Genomic DNA, 19,877 nt, shown 5'->3' with positions numbered 1-19,877 from the left:
GTGCCGGTCGGGGTGGGTCAGGTTCGGCGGATCGCGCGGCCTGGTAGGGCGGTGGTTCGTTTGCCGTCTTCCATGACGAAGTGGCCGTCGATCAGGACGTGGGGGATGCCCGTCGGGAGGGTCCGGGGGGCTGCGTAGGTGGCGCCCGCGGCGATCGTGGTGGGGTCGAAGAGGGTGAGGTCCGCTCGGTAGCCCTCGCGGATCAGGCCGCGGTCGGGGAGGCGGAGGCGGGCGGCGGGGCGGGACGTGAGGTGGGCGACGCACTCCTCCAGGGTGAGGACCGACTCCTCGCGGACGTAGCGGCCCAGGTACTCGGGGAAGGTGCCGTACGCGCGCGGGTGCGGCTTGGAGCCCTGGAGGATGCCGTCGGAGCCGCCGGTGTGGACGCGGTGGCGCATGATCGCGCGGACGTTCTCCTCGTGCCCCACGTGCTGGAGGATCGTCGTGCCCAGCCGGTCGTCGAGGAGGAGGCGGCGGGCTGTGGGCCAGGAGTCCAGGTGGCGGCCGATGAAGGGGGAGAGGGACGGGTCGGTGACGCCCGAGATCTCGATCGTGGGCCAGTCCACCGGCACCCCGTGGCAGCCGTCCGAGCCGGTCTCCTCCAGGTGGTGCCGGATGCGTTCGGCGGTCGCGTCGTCGCGCAGCCGGGCGAGGAGGGCCTCGGGGCCGCCCTCGTGGGCCCAGCTGGGGAGCACGGCGGCGAGGGTGGTGCAGCCGGGCGTGTACGGGTAGGTGTCGAGGGAGATGTCCGAGCCGGCGGCCAGCGCCTCGTCGAGGAGGGCGAGGAGTTCCGGGGCCCGCCCCTCGTTGACGCCGAAGTTCATCGTGGCGTGGGCCAGGTGGAGGGCGCAGCCCGCGTCCCGGGTGAGCCGCACCATCTCCTCGTACGCCTCCAGGGCGCCGGCCCCGTAGGAGCGGTGGTGGGGGCAGTAGTAGCCGTCGTAGGCGGCGACGACCCGGCAGAGTTCCGTCAGCTCGGCGTCGGGCGCGTACATGCCCGGCGTGTACGTGAGGCCGGAGGACATGCCGACGGCGCCCTGCTCCATGCCCTCGGCGACGAGCTGCCGCATGCGGTTCAGCTCGGCCTCCGTGGCGGGGCGGTCGTCCCAGCCGACGGCGTACATCCGGACGGTGCCCTGCGGGATCAGGTAGGCCGCGTTGACGGCGATGCCCCGGTCGAGGCGGTCCAGGTACTCGCCCACCGTGCGCCAGTCGAAGTCGATGTCCGAGCCGTCGCCGTTCCAGCCGGTGATGGCCCGGCGTACCTCGGCGAGGGTCCGGTCGTCGACCGGGGCGTACGACAGGCCGTCCTGGCCCAGGACTTCGAGGGTCACGCCCTGCGCGGCCTTCGCGCTGTGGTCCGGGTCCCGCAGCAGGGCCAGGTCGCTGTGGGCGTGCATGTCGATGAAACCGGGCGACAGGACGAGGCCCTCCACGTCCATGACGCGCCGGGCGGTGGGGCGCTGGCAGCCGGCCGCCGCGCCCTCCTTGACGATCGCGGCGATCCGGCCGTCGGCGAGGGCGACGTCGGCGCGGTAGGAGGGCGCGCCGCTGCCGTCGACGACCTCGGCGTCACGGAGGACGAGATCCATGGCGGGCTCCCCTGGGCTAGAAGAAGGTGCGGATGTAGTCGACGACCGTCCCGTCCGCCTCGACGAGCGGGATCAGCTGCCACTTGTCGAAGACGGTGCACGGGTGGGACAGGCCCATCCCGACCCAGTCGCCGACCTCCACGTCCGCCCCCGGCGCGGTGTCCAGCCAGGCGTGCTGGTCGGACAGGGCGGTGACGGTGATGCCGTCGGCCGGACGGATCTCGCCGGTGCGCCCGTCGCGCACGGTCTGCGCCTCGGGCAGGTGCAGGTCGTACGCGGCGTCGCGCTTGCCCGCGTTGGTGAAGGCCTGCGTGGGGGTGGGGCGGGAGACGACCTGGGACCAGAGCCGGAACGCGGGCTGGAGCGCGCCCTCCTCGGGGACCCGGTTGAAGGGGGTCCGCTCGCGGTACTGGCCGTCGTCGTGGGAGACGTACGCGCCGGAGCGCAGCAGCTTCAGGACGGGGCGGGAGAGGTCCGGGACGCCGGCGAAGACGTCGGCGACCGTGTCGAACCACTCGCTGCCGCCCGCGCTGACGACGATCTCCGCGAGATCGGGCGCGAACCTGCCCGCCTTGTCGAAGGCGGCCGCGAGCCCCACGAGCCGGTTCAGCCACGCGCGGACCAGGTCGGCGTCGGCCTGCGGCATCGTGGCCTCGTACCCCGCCACGCCCACGAGGCGCAGGTGGTCCGCGGCGGCGACCGCGTCGGCGACGGCCTCGCACTCGGCCTCCGTCCGTACGCCCGTGCGCCCCGCCTCGGCCGCGCCCAGCTCGACCACGACGTCCACGGCGCGGCGGGCGCCCGCCGCGCGCAGGGCCTCGTCCATCAGCTCGACGCCGCGGACGGAGTCGACGTAGCAGACGAAGCGGAACTCCGGGTCGGCGTCGAGTTCGGCGGCCAGCCAGCGCAGGGCGACGGCGTCGACGAGTTCGTTGGCGAGGAAGATCGTGGACACGCCGTGGGCGCGGTAGACGCGGGCCTGGTGGGGGACGGCGGCGGTGATGCCCCAGGCGCCGTGCGCGAGCTGGCGGTCGAAGAGCTGCGGGGCCATGGAGGTCTTGCCGTGCGGCGCGAAGGCGAGGCCGTGGCGCTCCGCGTACTCCTCCAGGAGGCGCAGGTTGTGCGCGACGGACTCGGCGGAGAGGGCGAGGACGGGAGTGGTGAAGCCGCCGGTGAAGAGGTTGCGGCGCTCGGCGGCCAGCTCCCGGACGGTCAGGCCCTCGGCGTCCGGCGGCAGGGCCTTGAAGCGGTGGTCGACGACCTCGTTCGCCAGGTCCGGCATGGGTCCTCCTCCTTGACGCGTTGCAGTATGTGCAACGCCCGTTGCGTGTATCGCTTATGGCTGTCTAACATCCGGGCCAACACCGGGTCAATGGACCCGTCGCCCACCCGCCCCCGCCGCACCAGCCTGAAGGAGCCCGAAGGTGACCGGAACCCCGCCCCCCGCGGACGACGCGCCGGACGTCGTCTGCCTCGGCGAGTCCATGGTCACCTTCCTCCCCGCCCGGGCCGGACGCCTCGCCGACGTCCCCTCCTTCACCCGCGCCGTCGGCGGCGCCGAATCCAACGTCGCCTGCGCCCTCGCCGCCGCCGGACACCGCGCGAAATGGGTCGGGCGGGTCGGGCGGGACGGCTTCGGCGACCACCTCGTCGAAGCGATCGGCGCGTACGGGGTCGACGTCTCCGCCGTCCGGCGCGACCCCCGGCGCCCCACCGGCGCCTACTTCCGCACCGCCACCGACCGGGCGAGCGACGCGCACGAGGTCGTCTACTACCGGGCCGGGTCCGCCGCGTCCGTGATGTCACCCGAGACCGTCCCGTACGGCGACGTCGCGGACGGGCGGATCCTCCACCTCTCCGGCATCACCGCCGCGCTGTCCGCGCCGTGCCTGGCGCTCGTGCGCGAGCTGACCGCGCCGCGGGCCGGGCGGCCGCTCGTCTCCTTCGACGTCAACTTCCGGCCGGGGCTGTGGGGGGACGACGTGGCGGAGGGCGGGCGGGTGCTGCTGGAGCTGGCGCGGGGGGCGGATCTCGTGTTCGTGGGGGCGGACGAGGCGGAGGCGGCGTGGGGGGTGGGTGAGCCCGAGGGGATTCGCGGGCTGCTGCCCGAGCCCGCGGTGCTCGTCGTGAAGCGGGGCGGGGAGGGGGCGGTCGTCTTCGAGCGCTGCGCGGGCCCCTTCCCCACCCCGCCCCTTCCCGAACCGGGGGCTCCGCCCCCGGCCCCCCGCGCCTCGAACGCCGGCGGGGCTGGATTTGGCCCCCGCGTCTCGAACGCCGGCGGGGCTGGGATCGGCCCCCGCGTCTCGAACGCCGGCCCCCGTGCGTCAGGCGCCGGTGCGGCCGGAACCGACGTCGTCACCGCCGTCCCCGCCCCCCGCGTCGACGTCGTCGCCCCCGTCGGTGCCGGGGACGCCTTCGCCGCCGGGTTTCTCTCCGGGACCTTGCGTGGGCTCGGGGCGGTCGGGCGGTTGCGGCACGGGCATGTGATGGCCGCCGCCGCGTTGACCGTGCCCGGTGATCTCGCCGTGCCGCCCCGGCGCGCCCGTGCCGACCTGCTCGTCGGACTCGACGACGCGGCCTGGGGGAGACTGCACCTCGGCCCCGGGTGGACGGGGGACGACCAGGAGGTACGTACGTCATGAGCCAGACCGTCGACCGCGCGCTCAGCATCCTGCCGTTGCTCGCGCAGGGGCCCGCCGACCTCGGGCAGGTCGCCGAGCGGCTCGGCGTGCACAAGTCCACCGCGCTGCGTCTGCTGCGCACCCTCCACGAGCACGGCCTGGTCCACCGGCAGCAGGACCAGCGCTACCGACTCGGCGCCCGGCTCTTCGCCCTCGCGCAGGAGGCCGTCGAGAACCTCGACATCCGCGAGATCGCCCACCCCCACCTCGCCGCCCTCAACGAGCAGATCGGGCACACCGTCCACCTCGCCGTCCGCGAGGAGGGCGAGGTGCTCTACATCGACAAGGTCGAGAGCCGCTACCCGGTCCGCATGTACTCGCGGATCGGCAAGCCGGTCGCCATCACCGTCGCCGCCGTCGCCAAGCTGCTCCTCGCCGACCTGCCCGAGCCCGAGCGGCGCGTCCTCGCCGCCAAGCTGGACTACCCCCTGTACACGCCCCGTTCGACGCCGAACGCCGCCGCCTTCCTGAAGGAGCTGGCGACCGTACGCGAACAGGGCTGGGCCACCGACCTCGGTGGCCACGAGGAGTCGATCAACTGCGTCGGCGCGCCCATCCGCGGCGCCGACGGACGGGTCGTCGCCGCCATGTCGGTCTCCGCGCCGAACGTGGTGGTCACCGCCGAGGAACTCCTCACCCTCCTCCCGCTGGTGCGCCGCACCGCCGACGACATCAGCCGCGACTACTCCGGCACCGCCCCCAGGAAAGACAGTTAGGAACAGGACCGCATGACCGAGAAGACCGCCCTCGTCCCCGCCACCCACACCACCCCGCCCGCCAAGTTCTCCCACGGCGTGAAGAAGGGCAACATCCTCCAGGTCGCCGGCCAGGTCGGCTTCCTGCCCGCCGTCGCGGGGCAGCCCCCGACGCCCGCCGGCCCGACCCTGCGCGAGCAGACCCTCCAGACCTTCGCCAACGTCAAGGCGATCCTGGAGGAGGGCGGCGCCACCTGGGACGACGTGATGATGATGCGCGTCTACCTCACGGACGTCGACCACTTCGCCGAGATGAACGAGATCTACAACGCCTACTTCGAGGAGCAGGGCCTCAAGGCCCCCGCCTCGGCCCGCACCACGGTCTACGTCGGCCTGCCCAAGGGCCTGCTCATCGAGATCGACGCCCTGGCGGTCCTCAGCTGATCCCGCCGCACCACCGGCCGCTCCACGGCACGGCGTTCACCACCGGAACGCCGTGCCGCGCTCCACCCTGCCCGGAATCGAGACACGGAACCGAGAACCGAGGTCCCCCGCATGCGCCTCACCCTCCTCGCCGCCGACGCACCGCCCGCCCCTCCCCACACCGGCGGCCTGCTGCTCCTGATACCCGGCACGGCGGGACTGCTCACCGTCGCCGCGCTCGGCATCGCCCTGCTGCTCGTCCTCATCATCAAGGTGCGGCTCCAGCCCTTCGTCGCGCTGCTCGCCGTCTCCCTCGCCGTCGGCCTCGCGGCCGGCCTGTCGGTCACCGAACTCTTCGGCACCGTCCAGAAGTCCGCCGCCACCTCCGTCGTCGAGAACGGCATGGGCGGCATCCTCGGCCATGTCGCCATCATCATCGGCCTCGGCACCATGCTCGGCGCGATCCTCGAAGTGTCCGGCGGCGCCGAGGTGTTGAGCGGGCGCCTGCTCGGTCTCTTCGGCGAGAGGCGCGCCCCGCTCGCGATGGGCCTCACCGGCCTCATCTTCGGCATCCCCGTCTTCTTCGACGTCGGCATCTTCGTCCTCGCCCCGATCGTCTACGCCGCCGCCAAACGGTCCGGAAAATCGATTCTGCTGTACTGCATGCCGCTGCTGGCCGGCCTCTCGATGACCCACGCCTTCCTCCCGCCGCACCCCGGCCCGGTCGCCGCCGCGGGCCTCCTGCACGTCTCGCTCGGCTGGGTCATCCTCATGGGCGTCGTCGTCGGCGTCCCCGCCGTCCTCGCCGCCTGGGCGTACGCCGCCTGGATCGGCCGGCGCATCTTCGTCGAGGTCCCGCAGGACCTGCTCGACGCCGCAGAGGAGGCCAGGCGACAGGTGGACGCCGAACGCGCGGACGGCTCCGAGGCACCCGTACCGCTGGGCACCGTCCTGTTCATCATCGGTACGCCGCTGGTCCTCATCCTCGCCGCGACCTTCTCCTCCATCGCGCTCGAACCCTCCACCCCGCGGTCGGTGATCGAGTTCTTCGGCAACCCGTTCGTCGCCCTGACGATCGCGCTGCTCCTCGCGTACTACCTGCTCGGCATCCGGCGCGGCTGGAGCCGTAAGTCCCTGGAGCAGGTGTCCACGTCCTCCCTCAAGCCGGTCGGCAACATCCTGCTCGTGGTCGGCGCGGGCGGCGTCTTCGGCGCCGTCCTCAAGGCCAGCGGGGTCGCGCAGGCCCTCTCCGACACCTTCCACGACGTCGGCCTGCCCGTGATCGTCCTGGCCTACCTGATCTCCCTGGTGCTGCGTGTCGCCCAGGGCTCGGCCACCGTCGCCATCGTCACCACGGCCGGCATCGTGCTCCCGCTGGTCGAGGGCGGCGGGCACTCCCAGGCCTTCCTCGCCCTGGTCATCATGGCGATCTCGGCCGGCTCGATCTTCGCCTCGCACGTCAACGACGGGGGCTTCTGGATCGTCTCCAAGTACTTCGGCATCTCGGAACGGGACACCCTGAAGTCCTGGACGGTGCTGGAATCGGTGCTGTCCCTGGCCGGTTTCGCGGTGGCCGCGGCGCTCAGTCTGGCCGTGTAGCCGGGGGCGCCCGCGCCGCTCACAGCAAAGTCGTCCATACTTCCCGCGTGGAGAAGAGCACAGGACCCAGCAGCATTCCGCCCCTCCAAGGCGCCGCGGCCGATCCGGCGTTCGTCCCCGGGATCACGGGGCCACGGCCCGAGCCGTCGGCAGGAACGGCGGGAACGGCCGTGAGTGACGAGGCCGTCGTCGAGGACGCGGTGCCCGAGAGCGGCGCCGACGTGGAGGCCGATGCGGAGGCTGACGCCGGCGCGGCTCCCGGCGCGGCTCCCGACGGGCCCGTCTTCGAGGCCGCCGACCGGCGGGCCCGGATCGTCGCCGACGGCGAGGGCGTGCGGCTGAGCCTCGACGAGGAGAGCTGCGACTTCCGCTGGGACGAGATCGGCGCGGTCGAGACCGCGTCGGGGCGCTTCGGCAAGCGGTTCACCGTCACCGTGCACACCCCTGACCGGCGCTGGTACCCGATCGAGATCGAGGCACCGGCCAGGGGGCGCATCACGGAGTGGGAGTCACAGCTCGACGCCGTGCTGGACGCCTACTTCGACGAGAACGAGAACGCCTAGCGAGAACGCCGGGCGTGCGCGCCTAGCAGTACTGCGCCGCCTTGCCGATCGAGCGGTACATGCAGTCGCTGTTCTCCAGGAGTTGCAGTACGGCGTCCCGGTTGCGGCTGGTCTCCCGCTCGATCACCTCGTCGGGCGGGTAGAAGCCGCCGCTCCAGGAGTCGGTCGGGTACATCTCGAAGGTGTAGCTGAAGATCTTGTGCGCGCCCCAGAGGTAGTCGTCGATCGACCCGTCCGTGATGTACAGGTCGCTCGACTGCTCGGGGGTGTAGCCGTTGCTCGTCGCCATCTTCTGGCCGACCGTGGCGAAGGCGTCGCGGTCGTCCTGGGTCATGCCCGTGGCGGTGTCCGCGTTGGTCCAGCCGAAGGGCCACAGGACCAGTTCGCTGTAGGTGTGGAAGTCGATGCCGGTCTTGATCTGCTGCTTGCCGCCGACGATCCGGGAGCGGACGAAGTCGGCGACGACCTTCACCTCGGGCGCGGACTCGGCCGCCGTGCCGCGGTAGGTCTCGGAGCTCTTGGAGCCGGAGGAGCCGCCGCAGCAGCCCCACTTGTAGTCCCAGTTGCGGTTGAGGTCCGTACCGACGTACGAGGAACCGGAGTTGGGCTGCCGGTTCTTGCGCCAGCTGCGGTAGGAGCCGCTGGCGATGTCGTACTCGCCGCCGTCCGGGTTGAGGTCGGGCACGATCCAGATCTCGCGGTTGTTCACCATGTCGGTGATCCGGGAGTCGGTGCCGTAGCCGGCGCCCAGTTCGCGCAGCAGGTAGAGCGCCATCTCGACGGTGAGGTGCTCGCGGGCGTGCTGGTGGTGGGTGAAGAGGACCTCGGGCTCGGCCTCGTCGGTGCCGACGTTGTCGCTGACCTTGATGGCGATGATGTCGCGGCCCTGGTACGTCTTGCCGATCACGCGCTTGTTCATGATGCCCGGGTAGGCGGCGAGGCGCTGGTCGATCTCGGCGTTCATCTCCGCGTAGTTGTGGTACTTCGCGTCGGCGGAGGGGAAGTCGAGCGGGCCGAGGCCCTGGCTCGGGCTCTGGCCCCCGCTCCGGTCGGGCGGGGCGGGCAGGGCGACGGCGCGGTAGCCGAGGCTCTTGAGGTGGGCCACCTGCTGGGCGTTGGCGCTGACGACGACCGAGCGGGCGTCGACCTCGTCGATGGAGACGCCGGTGGCGGCGAGGGCGGTGCGTTCGGCGGGGGTGGCGGGTCCGGCGATCTCGTACTGCCGGATCACCTCGTCCCCGTCGCGGGTGGCGGCGGTCGGTGCCGGGTCGGCCCCGGCAGGTGTCGCGAGGGCGGAGATCGGCGCCGCGAGGGCGAGCGCCAGGAGGCCCGCGAGTGCGGCGGACCTTCTTCCGCGGATACGAAGTCGCATGCTGTCTCCTGGGTGGGGAGTGTGGGGGTGTGCGACAGACGGACGTGCGGTGCTGACATCGTGCGGCTGTGACATGGACCGGTCAAGGAGTGGGGTTCGGCCACATTCTTCCGGCCCCGGACCCGGGAAACGGCGCAGCGCCGCCGGGGGAGCGGCGGCGCTGCGGGGGATTCCCCCGAAGGGGGGAGGGTGGGGACAGGGGATACGGGGTGGTTACGGGAGGCCGTGGACGTGCGGGCCGACCGCGTTCGACCAGGCGTTGCCCGCCGTCGCGTCCCAGTTGGTGGACCAGGTCATCGCGCCGCGGATGTTCGGGTAGGTCTGCGACGGCTTGAAGCTGCCGCAGCCGGTGCCCTTGGCGAGGCAGTCCAGCGCGTTCTTCACGATCTGCGGGTCGACGTAGCCGCTGCCCGCGCCCCGGGTCGACGCGGGGACGCCGAAGCCGATCTGGGAGGCGTCGAGGCCGCCCTGGAGCTGGATGCAGGCGAGCGCGGTGAGGAAGTCCACCGAGCCCTGGCTGTAGACCTTGCCGTCGCAGCCGAGCATCGAACCGCTGTTGTAGTACTGCATGTTGACCACCGTGAGGATGTCCTTCACGGCGAGCGCGGTCTTGAAGTACTCGGTCCCGGTCGACTGCATGTCGATGGTCTGCGGGGCCATCGTGAGCACGAGCGACGAACCGGCCTTGGCGGAGAGCTGGCGCAGCGCCTTGGTCAGGTACGTCGCGTTGATGCCGTGCTCCAGGTCGATGTCGACGCCGTTGAAGCCGTACTCCTGCATCAGGGCGTACGCGCTGTCGGCGAAGGCGGTCGCGGAGGCGTCACTGTTGATGGTGACGTTCCCCTTCTCGCCGCCGACCGAGAGGATGACGGACTTGCCGGCCGCCTTCTTCGCGGCGACGTCGGCCTTGAAGTCGGCGGTGGAGGTGTAGCCGACCGCCGGGTCGAGGTTGAAGGTGAGCTGGCCGGCGGTGGTGGTGGCGTCCGCGAAGGAGACGGCGATGATGTCGTACTGCGCCTGGACGTCCCGCAGCTTCTGCTTGGCGGCGCCGTTGTCGAAGTTCTGCCAGTAGCCGGTCAGCGCGTGCTTGGGCACGGCCGGGCCGGGGCCGGGGTCGGTGACCTGGGCGGTCTTCACGGAGACGGCGGCCGACTTGGGGGACTCGCCGGCGGCGTTGGTCGCGGAGACCTGGAACTGGTACGTCGTGTTGGCGGTCAGGCCGGTGACGGTGGCCGAGGAGCTGTTGACCGTGGTCGCGAGCGCGCCGTCCTTGTAGACCTTGTAGCCGGTCGCGTTGGAGACCGCGCCCCAGCTCAGCGGGACGGACGTGGAGGTGGGCGTGCCCGCGGCGAGGCCGGCCGGGGCGGCCGGGATCGTCGGCTGCGGGTCGGTGCCGCCGCCCCCGTCGGGCCCGAAGACGCTCACGTCGTCGACGGAGTACGCGGCCGTGCCGTACCAGCCGTGCGTGTAGACCTGCACCGAGGTGGTGTTGGCCCCGGTGGTGAAGGTGGTCGTCAGCTGCTTCCAGCCCGCGCTGTCCGGGGTCCAGGTGGAGACGTCGGTGGTGCCGGTGCCGGCCGCGCCGAGGTACGCGTACCCGCCCTGCACCCATGCGCTCAGGGTGTACGTGGAGCTCGGCTTGACCGTCACGGTCTGGGTGCACTTGGCGTTGTCGAGGCCGGCCGGGGTGGCCCGCAGGGCGCCGGCCCCGGTGCGGACCGGCGAGGAGACGACGGCGCCGCTGCCCGCGGAACAGGACCAGTTGGCGAGGCCGTTCTCGAAGCCGGCGTTCTTGGCCACGTTGACGTCCGCGGCCTGGGCGACGCCGGTGCCGCCGACGAACACGAGCCCGGCGCCGACGGCGAGCGCCAGTGCGGCTCTGGTGGTGCGGTCCACTTGCTGCCTCCGGGGGTGGAGTGGGGGAGTGGGGGAGTGGGGGAGTGGGGATCGGGGAGGGGAGGAGGCCGTACGTCTTCGTACGGAGGTGCGGAACGGTGGCCACCGTCGGGGGAACAAGCTGGTCCAGACCAATCGGGTTGTCAAGACCTCTGGCAGGAACCGCAGTTCAGGACCAGGGCCCGTGAGGCGCGCGACGACGGCACGACGATGGCGCGACGACGGTGCGGCGGCGGCACGACGACGTGCGTGGCGACGCGCCTGGCGGGAAGGGAGTGGCGGAGAAAGTGACGGAGCTTGAAGGATTGTCTGTTCACCACCCCGGGGGACGTGGATAAAGTGCAGAGGCGTGACGCTGCGAACGCAGCAAGTAGTGGTCAGTGAGGGATCGGGGGAGCCCGGCGTGCCGACAGCGATTGCGGTCACCAGCCCCGATCTGGTGTTGCCGCCCACCGATCCGCAGACACCCCCCGCCGCCGTCCTGCCGGGCCCCGAGACCCGCCCGCTCGACGCCGCCCTCGCCGACGTCCAGCTGCTGCTCGAACGCCACGGGCACGTGATCGTCGTCTGCCCCGCCTCGGCACCGGCAGCGACCGAACGGCGCCTGCACACCGTCCGCTCGCTCCTGGAATCCGACCGGATCGCGATCGTCAGGACCGCCCTGCCGCCGCTCGGCGCCGCCGTCCTCGTCCGCCAGCTGCGCCAGCTCTCCGGCTGCGACTTCAGCCCCGGCGTCCTCGCCTCCGCCGCCCGGCTGCTCACGCACTACGTGTACGCGGGCGCCGTCCTCGGCTCCGTCGCCAAGCTGGACCGCGTCCCCGTCGGGCTCACCTCGCACGTCAAGGGCTGGCTCCCCGGCGCCCAGTTCGGCGTCCTCGCCGGACCCGCCCCCGAACTCGTACGGATCGGATCCGGCGGCGGCCCCGACACGCTCACCGGGCCCGAGTTCACCACCGACCTCGTGCTCGCCCGCGGCCAGCTCCAGACCGACTGGCCCACCGCCGCCCTCGCCCCGCGCTGGCAGGTCCGCGCCGTCCAGGAGACCGCGCTGCCCGAGTCCTCGCCCCGCTGGTGGGGCACGCCCAAGCTGGTCGAGTTCGCCGCCCACCTCGCCGACCTGCCCGTCCTGCACCAACTGGTGTCCTCCGTACGGCGGGAGACCTGCCACTGGTGCCGGATGGAGCTCATCGGCGACCGCTGCGGCTTCTGCGCCGCCCCGCTGTCCCCGGCCGAACCGACCGCGGCCACCGCCCTGAGCCGCTAGCCCCGTGAACCCGCCCGCCCCGCCGGCTCCCGCCCGCCCCTCCCGCGAGCCCCGCCCCTCCCGCGAGCCCCGCCCGTCCCGACCCTCCCGCCCCTCCCGTCATCAGCGCCCCACGTCCACGATCGAGGTAGTACGGCCATGAACTCCCGCCAGCGCCGTGGTGTCATCCTGCTGCTGCTCTCCGTCCTGTGCGCCCTCGGGGCCTTCGCCGGGGTGCTCTCGGTGATCAGCGACGTGAACTCCAAGGTCGGCCCCGAGGTCACCGCGTACCGCGTCAAGGACGACATCAAGCCGTACACCCCGCTCGGCCCCGGCCGGTTCGAGAAGATCACCATGCCCGAGCGCTGGCTGCCGGCCACCGCCGTCACCGACCTCGCGCAGACCGAGGGCAAGATCGCCGTCACCACCCTCAAGGCCGGCTCGCTCCTCCAGAGCGACATGATCGTCAAGCGCCCCGCGCTGGAGCCGGGCCAGCAGGAGATCGCCATCATGATCGACGCCGCCACCGGAGTGGCCGGCAAGATCACCCCCGGCGCCACCGTCAACATCTACGCCACCTTCGCCGGCGAACGCGGCGGCCAGGCCGCCCAGTCCAAGATGATCGTCGCCGGCGCCCGGGTCATCGACGTCGGCGAACTCACCGCCCTCACCCCCGACCGCGAGGACCGCAACCGCGCCACCGAGGCCGTCCCGATCACCTTCGCGCTCTCCACCGTCGACACCCAGCGCGTCGCCTACGCCGAGTCCTTCGCCCAGCACGTCCGCCTCGCCCTCGTCGCGCCCGGCGGCAGCAACGCGCCCGACGCCCGCGACCGCACCTACACGCTCGACAAGGACAAGTGAGGCCCCGCATGACCACCAGGATCCTGCCGGCGGTCGGCGACCCGGACGCGGCCCGCGCGGTCACCACCCTCATCGGCCAGCTCCCCGACGCCGAACCCGCCGCCCCCGTCGCCGACTCCACCCAGCTCGTCGACACCCTGGCCCGCCTCGCCGCAGAGTCCCTCGACGAACTCCCCGAGGTCGTCCTCGTCCACGAGCGGATCGGGCCCGTACCGGCCCTGGAGCTGATCCGCGAGGTCGCCCTGCGCTTCCCCGCCGTCGGCGTCGTCCTCATCACCGCCGACGCCAGCCCCGTCCTCTTCTCCGCCGCCATGGACTCCGGCGCCCGCGGCCTCGTCACCCTCCCCCTCGGCTACGAGGAGCTGGCCAGCCGCGTCCAGGCCGCCGCCCAGTGGTCCACCGGCGTCCGCCGCCACCTCGGCGCCGGCACCGAAGCCCTCACCGGACCCGGCGGCCGGGTCGTCACCGTCAGCGGTGCCAAGGGCGGCGTCGGCACCACCGTCACCGCCGTCCACCTCGCCCTCGCCGCCCGCGCCTCCGGCCACACCGTCGCCCTCGTCGACATGGACCTCCAGGGCGGCGACATCGCCTCCTACCTCGACGTCCAGTTCCGCCGCTCGCTCGCCGACCTCGCCGCCGTCGACGACATCTCGCCCCGGGTCCTCCAGGACGCCGTGTTCGTCCACGAGACCGGCGTCAGCCTGCTCCTCGCCCCCGCCGAGGGCGAACGAGCCGAAGAGGTCACCGACCGCTCCGCCCGCCAGATCGTCAGCGCCCTCCGCAGCCGCTACGAGATCGTCGTCATCGACTGCGGCAGCCACCTCGACGGGGCCGGGGCCGCCGCCGTCGAGATGGCCGACACCGCCCTCCTCGTCACCACCCCCGACGTCGTCGCCGTCCGGGCCGCCAAACGGGCCGTACGGATGTGGGACCGGCTCCAGGTGCGCAAGCCGGAGGAGACGACCATGCTGGTCAACCGCCACCAGCGGGCCACCGAGATCCAGCCGCCCCTCGTCCAGAAGATCACCGGCACCCGCATCACGGGCGTCACCGTCCCCGCCCACTTCAAGGAACTCGCCGCCGTCGTCGACGCGGGCCGCCTGCACGACCTGGACGCCCGCTCGACCGTCAAGCAGGCGCTGTGGGCGCTCGCCGGCGAACTGGGGCTCGTGAAGACCGGCGGCCCCTCCCACGGCAAGGAGCTCGTACGGGGCGGCGAGCGCGGCGCCCTCGGGCTGCGGCGGCGCGGGGCGGGGCGCTGACATGAGGCTCGCCGGGCGGGACGACAAGGGACAGGTGGCCGTCGAGTTCGTCGGCATGCTGCCCCTGATCCTGCTCACCCTCGTCCTGCTGTGGCAGTGCGTCCTGATCGGCTACACCTTCACCCTCGCCGGCAACGCGGCGGACGAGGCGGCCCGCGCCGAAGCCGTCGGCGACGACTGCGGCACGGCGGCCCGACGCCACCTGGACGGCGCCTGGGTCGCGGGCGCCTCGGCCGACTGCGGCCGGGACGGCGGGATGGTGCGGGCGACGGTGAAACTGCGGGTGCCCGTGCTCTTCCCGGGCGCGATCAGCTTCCCGTTCGACGTGACGGCCGAGGCCGGGGCCGTATGGGAGGGGGATCCGCGATGAGACGACTCGGACGAGCCGGGACGGGGCGACGCGGGCGATCCGTGACGGGGTGTCTCAGGCCCTCCGTAGCGAGGCGGCTCAGGCTCTCCGTGGCGGGGCGGCTAGGGCCCTCCGTGGCGGGACGACTCGCGCCCTCCGCGGGCGGCAGGCTCCGGCGGCGCGACCGGGGGCAGGTGGCCGTCGAGTACCTGGGCTTCCTCCCGATCCTCCTCCTCGTCGGCCTCGTCGGCGTGCAGTTCGGTGTCGCCGCGTACGCCGCCCAGCAGGCGGGCACGGGGGCGCGGGCGGCGGCGCGGGCCGCCAGTGTCGACGACCCCGGCTCCGTACCGGATCCGGCGGCCGCGGGGAAGGCGGCGATGAGCGGCTGGATCGCGGGCCGCAGCGGCGTGAGCGTGTCCGGCGGCGGGTCCACCGTCTCCGTCACCGTCACCGTCAAGGTCCCCTCGCTCATCCCCTTCACGGACTTCGACGACGTGTCGAGGACCGCCGTCATGCCCCTGCCCGACGCCCCCCAGGAGGACCGGCGATGAGCCTGAGGTCCCGTATCGGCCACCCCGAGGAGACCGGCGCCGGCGGCGGCCGGGAGGACGGACACCTCGTCGCGTCCTTCCGGGCCAAGCTCCTGGAGGAGATCGACCTCACCGAGATGTCCGCGCTCGCCGCCGCCGAGCGCCGGGCGCGCCTGGAACGGGTGCTCGGCCACATCATCAGCCGCGAGGGCCCCGTCCTGTCCACGGCCGAACGCGCCCAGCTGATCCGCCGGGTGGTCGACGAGGCCCTCGGACTCGGCGTGCTCGAACCGCTCCTCGAAGACGCGTCCATCACCGAGATCATGGTCAACGGACCCGACCAGATCTACATCGAGCGGGCCGGACGGGTGGAGCTGCTGCCGCTGCGCTTCGCCTCGCACGAGCAGCTGATGCAGACCATCGAGCGGATCGTGTCCACCGTCAACCGGCGGGTCGACGAGTCGAATCCGATGGTCGACGCCCGGCTGCCCTCCGGCGAGCGCGTCAACGTCATCATCCCGCCGCTCTCCCTCACCGGGGCCACGCTCACCATCCGCCGCTTCCCCCGGGCGTACACCCTGCACGAGATGATCGGCCTCGGCTCGCTCGACGAACAGATGCTGCTGCTGCTCTCCGGCCTGGTCCAGGCGAAGTTCAACATCATCGTCTCCGGCGCCACCGGCACCGGGAAGACCACGCTGCTCAACGCCCTGTCCGGGCTGATCCCCGACAGCGAGCGGGTCATCACCATCGAGGACTCGGCCGAACTCCAGCTCCAGCAGTCCCACGTCATCCGCCTGGAGGCGCGCCCGCCCAACATCGAGGGCCGCGGCGCCGTCACCATCCGCGACCTGGTCCGCAACTCGCTGCGGATGCGCCCCGACCGGATCGTGGTCGGCGAGGTCCGCGGCGGCGAGACCCTCGACATGCTCCAGGCGATGTCCACCGGCCACGACGGCTCGCTCGCCACCGTCCACGCCAACTCGGCCGAGGACGCCCTCATGCGGCTCCAGACCCTGGCGTCGATGTCGGAGGTCAAGGTCCCCTTCGAGGCGCTGCGGGACCAGATCAACAGCGCCGTCGACGTCCTCGTCCAGCTCACCCGCCACCCCGACGGCACCCGCCGGATCACCGAGATCGCGATCCTCGCCTCCGACGGGCGCGAGCGCTACCTCCTCGCCACCGTCTGCGGCTTCCGGGCGCAGCCGCTCGCCGCCGACGGGCGGGTGTACGGGGAGTTCGCGTACCACCCGCTGCCGCGCCGGGTCGCCCAGCGGCTCTACATGGCCGGGCAGCCCGTTCCGCAGGCCTTCGGCGTGGCCGCGCACGACACGCACCTGGCCGTGCGGGAAGCGAAGTAGGGAAGGAAGACCGACGTGAATCCGACTCTGCTGACCGCGGGCGTGGCGCTGATCTGCTGCGTCCTGGCCGTGCTCGGCATCCACACGTACGCGAGCGGGGCCGCCCAGCGGGCCGCGCTGATCGCCCGCCTGTCCCAGAGCGGCGAAGGCGGCGAGGGCGGTACGGGAGGCCGGCGCCGCCCCTTCCGGGGCATCGACCGCCGGGTCCGCCGCACCCGCTTCGGCCGCAAGCTGGAACTGCGCATCTCCGCCACGGGACTCGACGTCACCCCGGGCGAGTTCGTGGTCTACATGGCCGCCACGGTCGCCGTCCTCTGGACCGCCGGACAGGCGCTGCTCTCGCCGTTCTTCGGGCCGATCTGCGGCTTCCTCGGCGTGTGGGTGGCGATGGGCTTCCTCAACTGGCAGCGCCAGAAGCGCATCGAGAAGTTCATCAACCAGCTCCCCGAGCTCTCCCGCATCCTCGCCAACGCCACCCAGGCCGGACTCGCCCTGCGGATGGCGCTCTCGCTCGCCGCCGACGAGCTGGAGGCCCCGGCCGGCGACGAACTGGAGAAGGTCGCCCAGCAGCTCGCCGTCGGCACCTCCGTCGACGAGGCGCTCGGCGAACTCGCCGAACGCCTGCCCTCCCGCGAACTCGTCGTCCTGGTCACGACGCTGGTCCTCGCCAACCGGGCCGGCGGCACCGTCGTCTCCTCCCTGCGCAACCTCACCGAGACGCTGGAGGAGCGCAAGGAGACCCGCCGCGAGGTCCGCACCCAGCTGTCGCAGGTGAGCCTCACGGCGTACGCGGTGCCGGTCATCGGCGTCGGCTCGCTGCTGCTCATCGACAACATGCAGCCGGGCGCGCTCGACCGGATGACGGGCTCGGGCATGGGACAGCTCGCCGTGGTGATCGCCTTCGCGCTCTACGGGGTGGGCTTCGTCGCGATCCGCCGCTTCTCGAAGATCGACGTGTAGGGGCGTGTGACCGTGGACCTGCTGCTGGCCCTCCTCGCCGGGCTCGCCGTCGCCGGCGCCTGCTACGGCATCCGCCTCTACCGCGCGGACGTCAAGCTGCCCTCCGACCTCCAGCTCGCCCTGGAGGTCGGCGCCACCCGCACCGGCGCCGTCGACTCGCTCGTCGACCGGCTCGGCATGCGCTGGTCGCCCGCCGTGCTGCGGCTCATGGGCCCCAAGCGGGTCGGCTCGGTACGCCGCCGGATCGACCTCGCGGGCAACCCCGGGGGCCTCACGATCGACCGGTACGGGGCCCGGCGCGCCGTCTACGGCTTCCTCGGCGTCCTCGGCGGGCTGCTGATGCTGGCCAGGGGCTCGTTCCTCGTCGCGGTCCTCCTCTTCGCGTTCGGCGCGTTCTGGACCGAGGTCGGCATCTGGTCCGCGGTCCGCATCCGCAAGGACCAGATCGAGCGCACCCTCCCCGACTTCCTCGACGTCCTCGCCGTCGTCGTCTCCGCCGGGCTCGGCTTCCGGCAGGCGCTCGAACGCGTCGCCGAGAAGTACGAGGGGCCGTGGGCCGACGAACTGCGCATCACCCTGCGCCAGATGGACATGGGCGTCAGCCGCCGCCAGGCCTTCGACGAACTGCGGCGGCGCAACGACTCGGAACAGGTCGCGCAGTTCGTCACCGCCCTCCAGCAGGGCGAGGAGCTGGGCGCCCCGATCGTCGACACCCTCATCCAGATCGCCAACGACATGCGGCGCACCGACGCGCAGAACGCGCGGCGCAAGGCGGCGAAGGCGGTCCCCAAGGCGACGATGGTGATCACGACCCTGATGGTCCCGGCGACGATGATCCTGCTGGGGGCGGGCCTGTTCCTCGGCACGGGCACCGACTTCGGCTCGATCACGGGCGAATGAGGACCACGATGAGAGTCCTGGTGGCGAGCGCGAACCCGGTGGTACGAGCCGGCCTCACGGCCCTCCTGAGCACCCGCACCGACCTCCGCGTCGTGGCGGAGACCCCCGACCCCCACACCACCCTCCCCACGGCCCGCCGCACCACCCCGGACCTGATCCTCCTGGACGCCCCCACCCCCCTGCCTCCCCTGGCCCCCCTGACCTCAGTGGCCCCGGTCCTCCTCCTGACCCACCCGGGCCAGACCCCACCGCAGGGCGTGTCCTACCTGGTCCACGGCGCGTTCACCCTGGACGAGCTCTTACGGGCCATGCGTGCGACTGCACACACTGGCGCGGGCTCAACTGTCTCGAATATATTGCGTTTCAGAAATCCAGCTTCGCAAGTGCAATCAGATGTGGGACGGTTCGGTCTGAGTGTGAGGGAGGCGGAGGTGATGGACCTGATCGCATCGGGCATGACCAACCAGCAGATCGCCACCACCTGCTTCATCACCGAGAAGACCGTCAAGAACCACATCAACCGCATCTTCGCCAAACTCGCCAGCACCACCCGCGGCGAAGCCATCGCCTCCTGGCTCGGCACGAGGACGGCGTCATGACTACCCACCGTGATTGGGCCTACGGACCCTGTGAACACCCCACCCTCCCGGCGTACCCTGCCCGCGTCGCCGGACACGGAGGGGAACACCATGAACGACGCGCTGCTGAAGCTCCTGACCAAGGCCCGCGTACAGGCCGGGAGTTGGTCGAGGAGGCGGGGGGACCGGGGGCAGACGGCGGTGGAGTACCTGGGGATCATCGTGGTGGTGGTGGCGATCGTGGTCGCGATCACGGGCACGGACATCGGGTCCACCATCAAGGCGGCCATCACGAACAAGATCGCCGAACTGACCAAGTAGTGCCGGCCGGCCGGGACCCGGAGGCGGGGCAGGCCTTCCCGGTGTACATCACCGTGGTGGCGGCGCTTCTCTTCCTCGCGTTCGTCTACTTCGCCGTGGGACAGGCGGCGGCCGTGCGCAACAGCGGGCAGACCGCCGCGGACTCCGCCGCGCTCGCCGCGGCGCAGGACGCCAGGCGACAGCTCAGGGACGGCTGGCTCGACGTGATCCTCGACCCGGCCGAGTGGGCCGCGTACCTGCGGGGCGAGGAGTACGACACGGTCTCCGCGTGCCGGAACGCGGCGGTGTTCGCGGAGGAGAACGACGCCGAGCTCTGGGGCGACCGGTGCGTCCGGCTGTCGGGCGAGGAAGGGTTCCGCGTGACGATCCGCACCCTGGGCACCGTGGGCGACTCGGTCGTCCCGGGAACGGCGGACCGGCACGCGTCGGCGACGGCGACCGCCGTGCTGGAACCCCGCTGCTTCTTCGACCCCCCGGCACCGACGGTGCCGCCGCCCACGACCCCGCCCCCCACGAACCCGGCCCCGACGGGCACGGCCACACCCGAACCCACCCCCACCCCGAGCCCTGAACCGGAGCCGATCACCGGCCTGTTCTGCGACGGCGTCGAGTGGACGATCGACCCGGAGCACCCGAGGCTGCCCGACGCGGCCGAGCTCTTTACCGTCCGACTGGTCGACTGACGAGC

The 19,877-nt window shown here is 72.3% G+C and carries 20 protein-coding genes; 16 read left to right on the top strand and 4 right to left on the bottom strand.

Translation table 11 applies throughout. The annotated features are described in order from the left end of the window. Positions 1–17: 17 nt before the first annotated feature. Together ACZ3ZE_RS15235 and ACZ3ZE_RS15230 are read right to left on the bottom strand one after the other, a co-directional pair. Positions 18–1,592: an N-acyl-D-amino-acid deacylase family protein gene (locus ACZ3ZE_RS15235; protein WP_361176084.1), complete on the bottom strand. Its 1,575-nt coding sequence runs from the start codon at positions 1,590–1,592 to the stop codon at positions 18–20. 16 nt (positions 1,593–1,608) lie between these two features. Then, positions 1,609–2,874 carry an alanine racemase gene (locus ACZ3ZE_RS15230; RefSeq protein ID WP_361176086.1) on the bottom strand — a complete coding sequence of 422 codons (1,266 nt, stop codon included), beginning with the start codon at positions 2,872–2,874 and terminating at the stop codon, positions 1,609–1,611. A 142-nt stretch (positions 2,875–3,016) separates the two neighbouring features. On the opposite strand from ACZ3ZE_RS15230, the gene ACZ3ZE_RS15225 reads away from it, so the two are divergent. From ACZ3ZE_RS15225 to ACZ3ZE_RS15205, 5 genes are all read left to right on the top strand, one after another. Next, on the top strand, positions 3,017–4,234 hold the full coding sequence (locus ACZ3ZE_RS15225; protein WP_467259333.1) for a sugar kinase: 1,218 nt from the start codon (positions 3,017–3,019) through the stop codon (positions 4,232–4,234). Then, positions 4,231–4,989, top strand: a complete 759-nt coding sequence (locus tag ACZ3ZE_RS15220; protein WP_361176090.1) for an IclR family transcriptional regulator — start codon at positions 4,231–4,233, stop codon at positions 4,987–4,989. Before ACZ3ZE_RS15225 ends, ACZ3ZE_RS15220 begins: the two co-directional genes overlap by 4 nt. 12 nt (positions 4,990–5,001) lie before the next feature. Then, positions 5,002–5,412, top strand: a complete 411-nt coding sequence (locus ACZ3ZE_RS15215; RefSeq protein WP_361176092.1) for a RidA family protein — start codon at positions 5,002–5,004, stop codon at positions 5,410–5,412. Between the two features lie 111 nt (positions 5,413–5,523). Continuing rightward, positions 5,524–6,990, top strand: coding sequence for a GntP family permease (locus ACZ3ZE_RS15210; protein ID WP_361176094.1), 1,467 nt, complete (start codon positions 5,524–5,526; stop codon positions 6,988–6,990). Between the two features lie 170 nt (positions 6,991–7,160). Further along, on the top strand, positions 7,161–7,553 hold the full coding sequence (locus ACZ3ZE_RS15205; RefSeq protein WP_361176096.1) for a hypothetical protein: 393 nt from the start codon (positions 7,161–7,163) through the stop codon (positions 7,551–7,553). Positions 7,554–7,575: 22 nt separating this feature from the next. On the opposite strand, the gene ACZ3ZE_RS15200 is transcribed toward ACZ3ZE_RS15205, so the two are convergent. Then, complete coding sequence (locus ACZ3ZE_RS15200) at positions 7,576–8,925, bottom strand: M14 family metallopeptidase (protein WP_361627473.1); 1,350 nt, start codon at positions 8,923–8,925, stop codon at positions 7,576–7,578. Between the two features lie 213 nt (positions 8,926–9,138). Next, on the bottom strand, positions 9,139–10,821 hold the full coding sequence (locus tag ACZ3ZE_RS15195; RefSeq protein WP_442305344.1) for a chitinase: 1,683 nt from the start codon (positions 10,819–10,821) through the stop codon (positions 9,139–9,141). A gap of 403 nt (positions 10,822–11,224) precedes the next feature. On the opposite strand from ACZ3ZE_RS15195, the gene ACZ3ZE_RS15190 reads away from it, so the two are divergent. The 11 genes from ACZ3ZE_RS15190 to ACZ3ZE_RS15140 all read left to right on the top strand — a co-directional run bounded on the left by ACZ3ZE_RS15190 (position 11,225) and on the right by ACZ3ZE_RS15140 (position 19,872). Beyond that, positions 11,225–12,085: a hypothetical protein gene (locus ACZ3ZE_RS15190; RefSeq protein WP_467259330.1), complete on the top strand. Its 861-nt coding sequence runs from the start codon at positions 11,225–11,227 to the stop codon at positions 12,083–12,085. A gap of 138 nt (positions 12,086–12,223) precedes the next feature. Next, a complete protein-coding gene (cpaB, locus tag ACZ3ZE_RS15185; protein WP_361176102.1) occupies positions 12,224–12,928 on the top strand; it encodes a Flp pilus assembly protein CpaB in 705 nt (234 codons plus the stop codon). 8 nt (positions 12,929–12,936) lie between these two features. Continuing rightward, complete coding sequence (locus ACZ3ZE_RS15180) at positions 12,937–14,190, top strand: CpaE/TadZ family protein (RefSeq protein WP_361176104.1); 1,254 nt, start codon at positions 12,937–12,939, stop codon at positions 14,188–14,190. 1 nt (position 14,191) lies between these two features. Continuing rightward, entirely contained in the window at positions 14,192–14,560 is a 369-nt protein-coding gene (locus tag ACZ3ZE_RS15175) for a TadE/TadG family type IV pilus assembly protein (RefSeq protein WP_361627476.1), read from the top strand. A 113-nt stretch (positions 14,561–14,673) separates the two neighbouring features. Further along, positions 14,674–15,090: a TadE/TadG family type IV pilus assembly protein gene (locus ACZ3ZE_RS15170; RefSeq protein ID WP_361176108.1), complete on the top strand. Its 417-nt coding sequence runs from the start codon at positions 14,674–14,676 to the stop codon at positions 15,088–15,090. Beyond that, positions 15,087–16,430, top strand: coding sequence for a CpaF family protein (locus ACZ3ZE_RS15165; RefSeq protein WP_361176110.1), 1,344 nt, complete (start codon positions 15,087–15,089; stop codon positions 16,428–16,430). Before ACZ3ZE_RS15170 ends, ACZ3ZE_RS15165 begins: the two co-directional genes overlap by 4 nt. Positions 16,431–16,445: 15 nt before the next feature. After that, positions 16,446–17,390: a type II secretion system F family protein gene (locus tag ACZ3ZE_RS15160; protein WP_361176112.1), complete on the top strand. Its 945-nt coding sequence runs from the start codon at positions 16,446–16,448 to the stop codon at positions 17,388–17,390. A 12-nt stretch (positions 17,391–17,402) separates the two neighbouring features. Then, a complete protein-coding gene (locus ACZ3ZE_RS15155) occupies positions 17,403–18,290 on the top strand; it encodes a DUF5936 domain-containing protein (RefSeq protein ID WP_361176114.1) in 888 nt (295 codons plus the stop codon). Further along, complete coding sequence (locus tag ACZ3ZE_RS15150) at positions 18,287–18,889, top strand: response regulator transcription factor (protein ID WP_467259327.1); 603 nt, start codon at positions 18,287–18,289, stop codon at positions 18,887–18,889. Before ACZ3ZE_RS15155 ends, ACZ3ZE_RS15150 begins: the two co-directional genes overlap by 4 nt. Before the next feature lie 90 nt (positions 18,890–18,979). Beyond that, on the top strand, positions 18,980–19,189 hold the full coding sequence (locus tag ACZ3ZE_RS15145; protein ID WP_361627482.1) for a Flp family type IVb pilin: 210 nt from the start codon (positions 18,980–18,982) through the stop codon (positions 19,187–19,189). Then, positions 19,189–19,872, top strand: a complete 684-nt coding sequence (locus ACZ3ZE_RS15140; protein WP_363291012.1) for a pilus assembly protein TadG-related protein — start codon at positions 19,189–19,191, stop codon at positions 19,870–19,872. The genes ACZ3ZE_RS15145 and ACZ3ZE_RS15140 overlap by 1 nt, the downstream gene beginning before the upstream one ends. Positions 19,873–19,877 lie beyond the last annotated feature (5 nt).

Source organism: Streptomyces sp. NPDC023157 (genome assembly GCF_055560575.1).
Note: the sequence above shows the minus strand (reverse complement) of the source record. Positions and strands in the feature narration are given on the sequence as shown.

Coding starts and splice junctions, on each gene's coding strand:
- ACZ3ZE_RS15235 (WP_361176084.1), bottom strand. CDS start 1,592: ATGGATCTCGTCCTCCGTGACGCCGAGGTCGTCGACGGCAGCGGCGCG.
- ACZ3ZE_RS15230 (WP_361176086.1), bottom strand. CDS start 2,874: ATGCCGGACCTGGCGAACGAGGTCGTCGACCACCGCTTCAAGGCCCTG.
- ACZ3ZE_RS15220 (WP_361176090.1), top strand. CDS start 4,231: ATGAGCCAGACCGTCGACCGCGCGCTCAGCATCCTGCCGTTGCTCGCG.
- ACZ3ZE_RS15215 (WP_361176092.1), top strand. CDS start 5,002: ATGACCGAGAAGACCGCCCTCGTCCCCGCCACCCACACCACCCCGCCC.
- ACZ3ZE_RS15210 (WP_361176094.1), top strand. CDS start 5,524: ATGCGCCTCACCCTCCTCGCCGCCGACGCACCGCCCGCCCCTCCCCAC.
- ACZ3ZE_RS15200 (WP_361627473.1), bottom strand. CDS start 8,925: ATGCGACTTCGTATCCGCGGAAGAAGGTCCGCCGCACTCGCGGGCCTC.
- cpaB (WP_361176102.1), top strand. CDS start 12,224: ATGAACTCCCGCCAGCGCCGTGGTGTCATCCTGCTGCTGCTCTCCGTC.
- ACZ3ZE_RS15180 (WP_361176104.1), top strand. CDS start 12,937: ATGACCACCAGGATCCTGCCGGCGGTCGGCGACCCGGACGCGGCCCGC.
- ACZ3ZE_RS15175 (WP_361627476.1), top strand. CDS start 14,192: ATGAGGCTCGCCGGGCGGGACGACAAGGGACAGGTGGCCGTCGAGTTC.
- ACZ3ZE_RS15165 (WP_361176110.1), top strand. CDS start 15,087: ATGAGCCTGAGGTCCCGTATCGGCCACCCCGAGGAGACCGGCGCCGGC.
- ACZ3ZE_RS15150 (WP_467259327.1), top strand. CDS start 18,287: ATGAGGACCACGATGAGAGTCCTGGTGGCGAGCGCGAACCCGGTGGTA.
- ACZ3ZE_RS15145 (WP_361627482.1), top strand. CDS start 18,980: ATGAACGACGCGCTGCTGAAGCTCCTGACCAAGGCCCGCGTACAGGCC.